The sequence below is a fragment of the Pedobacter sp. 01T416_2 genome (assembly GCF_056398925.1).
Genome location: NZ_JBFTQI010000561.1, coordinates 1 through 3,983, shown reverse-complemented (window position 1 = coordinate 3,983; position 3,983 = coordinate 1). Strand labels below are relative to the sequence as shown.

The window sequence follows — 3,983 nt, the reverse complement described above, 5'->3', positions numbered from 1 at the left end:
GAATAAATGTAATTCCACAAGCAAAGGTTTTCGATTGGACGAGCTCTAAACTCGTTCTATTGTGAAACGGCGCCAAACCATTTCCAATGGCAATTGGATGGATGTAGAGGTTATACTCATCAATAAGATTTTCGCTAATCACATTCGATGCAAAATTATGCCCCCCATACATAATTATGTCGCCGCCATCTTGTTGTTTCAAGTTGTTGATTTCAGTTTTAAGATCTTTAGTTGCAAGAGTTGTATTCTCCCAAACTGATTTTGTAAGCGTATTTGAGAAAATAACCTTGTGCGTATCGTTCATTTTTTTTACGAACACTGGATCTTCTCCTGCAGGGTCAGCTAGCCGTTCTTTCCAAGTTGGAATAAAGCCCTCTGCCAATTTTCTTCCCAACAAAATACAATCAACAGGGGCAGCTAATTCATTTAAATGCTTTTTTAATTGCTGATCAAAATCCCAAATCATCCAATCCATTTCTTGGTTTGGGCCAGCACAATAACCATCAAGAGACAGTTGCATTTGTAATTTAAGTTTACGCATGGTACATCGATTAATTTAATCAAATTTAAAAGGACTGTTCATCCCGATCTGGTATTTAATACGACAAAAAAGGGAGAGAATACGATATTAATTTTCTTGTATGCTGGATTTCTGAAATAATTTTATTCAGATCTGCGAATGATAAAATAGTACCTTACAAAAGGTTGTCGTGTAATTTAAGTATCAAAAGAACCGAATTAAGTTGTTTTTATACAGGCTATTATGCTTAATAAGAACGAAAGTATTGAGGCATATGTACGAATATGATGGAGATTGTTCCAGTTGGTTTCAAATATATCTCTTGTAATTTTCAGGTTTTCTGATGACGTGTTTGTAATATCAATTTTTTCGAGCATTTCATTGAGCGGCACATTACCGAATGCAGTAACGCCGAATACGCCAATTGCATATACAAGCAAAGCCACCAGCAGAAAGTAAAAAGAAAGGGTATCATTATGTTTATAACAAAGCCAGCAACTTATTGGCAATACAATCATGCTTCCAATAAAGCTCAAAAAGAAATAAGGGTTARTAATTTCCTTGCTAATGGATTGAAACGATTGCAAATATGCTTTATCCGAGAGGTTGCCTAAGCCTTTAATTACCGAACAATCATAGCCATAAAAAAGCCCAGCCAGTAATCCAGTTAATAACACTGTAGCTATCTGCACCCATTGCATTGTTGATACATTTATGGTTGGTTCCATATTCCTGTTTTTATTGTTTTATTAATGTATTCTTGAAACGATGTTGGTTTTCTCTTTAAAACGGTTTCAACATCATTTGTTATAAACTCATTTCTACCATCTAACACTTGGGTAAACAAATAGCTTATTAACGAGATAAACTCTTCCGATAGTTCATAGCTTCTAAGCATATCTGTATAATCGTGTATGCTGATTTCAGCATATTGGATTTCTTTTTTTATAGCGGTGGCGATAAGAGAGACAGCTTTTTCAAATGATAATAATGTAGGGCCAGTTAACGAGTAGATTTGATGCGAATGAGCATCATCCATTAAAGCTTCCACAACAACATCGGCAATATCATCTGCATCTACAAAAGGCTCATCGGCATTTATTTTTGGCAGTATCATTTCGCTAGCTAATATCGAATCGAGCAAGAAGCCTTCACTAAAGTTCTGCATAAACCAACTTGCCCTTACAATTGTCCAATCTAGCCCCGATTTTATAACCAAATTTTCACATAATTCTGCTTCATGTTCTCCCCTTCCCGATAGCAGGACTAGTTTTTGAACTCCGGCATATTTAGCTTTTTGAACAAATGATTGTATAATCTGTTGTGCCTGTGGAATAGCTATGTCGGGTTGAAAAGTGATATATACTTTTTCAATTCCTGATAGCGCAGCATCCCAGGTTTCTTCTTTATACCAATCAAAAAAGGGTGCTATATTTCTTGAACCAGTTCTAATAGGAATGCCTAGCTTTGCAAGTCTATCAATCACTCTTCGGCCTGTTTTACCAGTGCCACCCAGTACTAAAGTTGTATTATCCATATTTTTATATTTAGTTAAGCATTAATAATCCGTATCATGATTTATCGTTCCAGATCAATATCATGAGTTCCTGTTTTTTTGATAAGCTGGTACCCAAATCCGAGTACAAATAGAATTGAACCAAGCAAATAAATATTTAGACCAATCTCAGCCAGTACTTTTAGCTCGAAAACATTTCCCATAGCATCTATCAGTGTTGCTATTCCGGTAACCACAGCAATGATTCCGATCACTTTTTGATCATCGTATAAAAGCCTTCCTATCCCGATAAACCAAACAGAGGCAAACAAGGCCTCCAGTATATTCCAAAGCCCTTTGGTTACAATGGTGGTTAAAACAGAAATGACAAGGGTAATAATTTTGGATTCATCGCCCGAAGCATTTAGAAAATCGTGCATCAACGGTGGCCAGGCTACAGCAAGCGTAACGGCACCAATTGCACCTATCAGCACATAACACAGGCCGCTATTTGTAAAGAGTGAAAGCCAAGGTGTACGGAATCTGTATTGCTGATCGAGATAAAAAACAAGCGGGAGCAACAAGAGGTAATAACCGAACATATCCAAAATATTAAACCAATAAGCGGCTTTAAACTGATCTGCATATTGCAGAATGAGTTTTGGGTCGGAAAATGCTTCGAAATTATAATTGACTGCTATGGCCCCTATCCATAAACAGGCTACGGATAAAATGCCGGAAAGTATGCTGATACAGCCTATGGCCTTGCGATAGTTCATAAAATTTGATTTAAAGTGTGGAGAGATATGCTTTCAATAATTCGATTCCTTCGGTGTGTGTAATCGTTGTTCCAAGTTTTGGCATGCTCTTCTTCTCCATATCAATGATGATCGACTTTTTATAGTTTCTTAAAAAGGTTTCATCAAATGGTGTTTCATAAGCTGGTCTGAACACAATTCTTTTACAACTACCGCCATCGTTATGACAATGGGCACAGTTAACATCCAGGTAAGCCCTGGCCCGTTCTTCGAGTGTATGGCTTGGGTCTTCCCAATTGGGTAAACGGCCAAATGATGACGGGTTAATATTTGCGAACAAGCCCTCATTTTGCAAGTGGGTTAACTGATTGATCGGAGCTCCGTTTCTGGTTACCGTTCTGTTTAAATTGCGGATTTTTAGGCCAATAGGTGTGCTTATATCAGCCGATTGGTGGCAGGTGTTACATTCGGTATTATTGGGTATATGGTAATTAACAGTTTTAGTAATGCCCTGCTCGTCTATCCAGGTGATGTTTTCTGCGGCACCTGTTGTAATCAGTATTGCAYCATTCTGGCCATCATCCCATTTGTAGGTTGCTACATTCCATACATCTTGATGTTTAATCAATAACCTTGTTTCTATGATTTTCTTTCCCAATAAAGGGTTTTGCTTGTTTTTGTAATAATAAAAGGTTTTTACCAAGATTGTCCCATCCGGAAAATTCGGCAAACCATCGCCAGCAGGACTCAACTTTGTACCCTTAGGTAACTGAATGAGGCGCTGCTTTTCGGCATAATCTGTAAACAGGGCTGTTGAAAGTTCATAAACTTTAAATGTTGATTCTGGAACCAGCTCTGAAGGTTTCCCCTGAAAGATATGGTACTCCGATAATTTTTCCTTAAACGAAATGTTATTGGATAGGGTGATCAAAAAACTATCTTTTTGACACGATTGTATGTAGGTCATGCAGCTAATCGAAACTAGTATGCCTGCCATCGCCTTAAAGGTATTTGAAAACATCTTGTATCTTTTTTCTACAAAACTATCTTACCGGCTAGAAATAGAATGGCTAAAAGACGACAAAAAGCAGGATGAGTTGCGACAGAACGCAGGGAATGATAAAAAATATTTTTTTGAGGAGAAATGTAAAGAAAGGCCACCTTTAAAATCCGATAATTGGTGGATTTGAAGGATTAATCGGTGTAGCGG

5 protein-coding genes are annotated in these 3,983 nt (G+C 37.4%); all 5 read right to left on the bottom strand.

Features of this window, described 5'->3' with window-relative positions; genetic code table 11:
* A partial coding sequence (locus AC1DPQ_RS20275) for a dihydrofolate reductase family protein (protein WP_477610690.1) occupies positions 1-541 on the bottom strand: 541 nt, incomplete at its 3' end.
* 197 nt (positions 542-738) lie between these two features.
* The gene (locus AC1DPQ_RS20270; protein ID WP_477610689.1) at positions 739-1,248 is read right to left on the bottom strand and encodes an anthrone oxygenase family protein; all 510 of its coding nucleotides are present in this window, start codon (positions 1,246-1,248) and stop codon (positions 739-741) included.
* Positions 1,233-2,057: an NAD(P)H-binding protein gene (locus AC1DPQ_RS20265; RefSeq protein ID WP_477583528.1), complete on the bottom strand. Its 825-nt coding sequence runs from the start codon at positions 2,055-2,057 to the stop codon at positions 1,233-1,235. Before AC1DPQ_RS20265 ends, AC1DPQ_RS20270 begins: the two co-directional genes overlap by 16 nt.
* A 41-nt stretch (positions 2,058-2,098) precedes the next feature.
* Positions 2,099-2,794, bottom strand: a complete 696-nt coding sequence (locus AC1DPQ_RS20260) for a hypothetical protein (RefSeq protein ID WP_477583526.1) — start codon at positions 2,792-2,794, stop codon at positions 2,099-2,101.
* Positions 2,795-2,804: 10 nt separating this feature from the next.
* Positions 2,805-3,770, bottom strand: coding sequence for a hypothetical protein (locus AC1DPQ_RS20255; RefSeq protein ID WP_477610688.1), 966 nt, complete (start codon positions 3,768-3,770; stop codon positions 2,805-2,807).
* Positions 3,771-3,983: the final 213 nt, after the last annotated feature.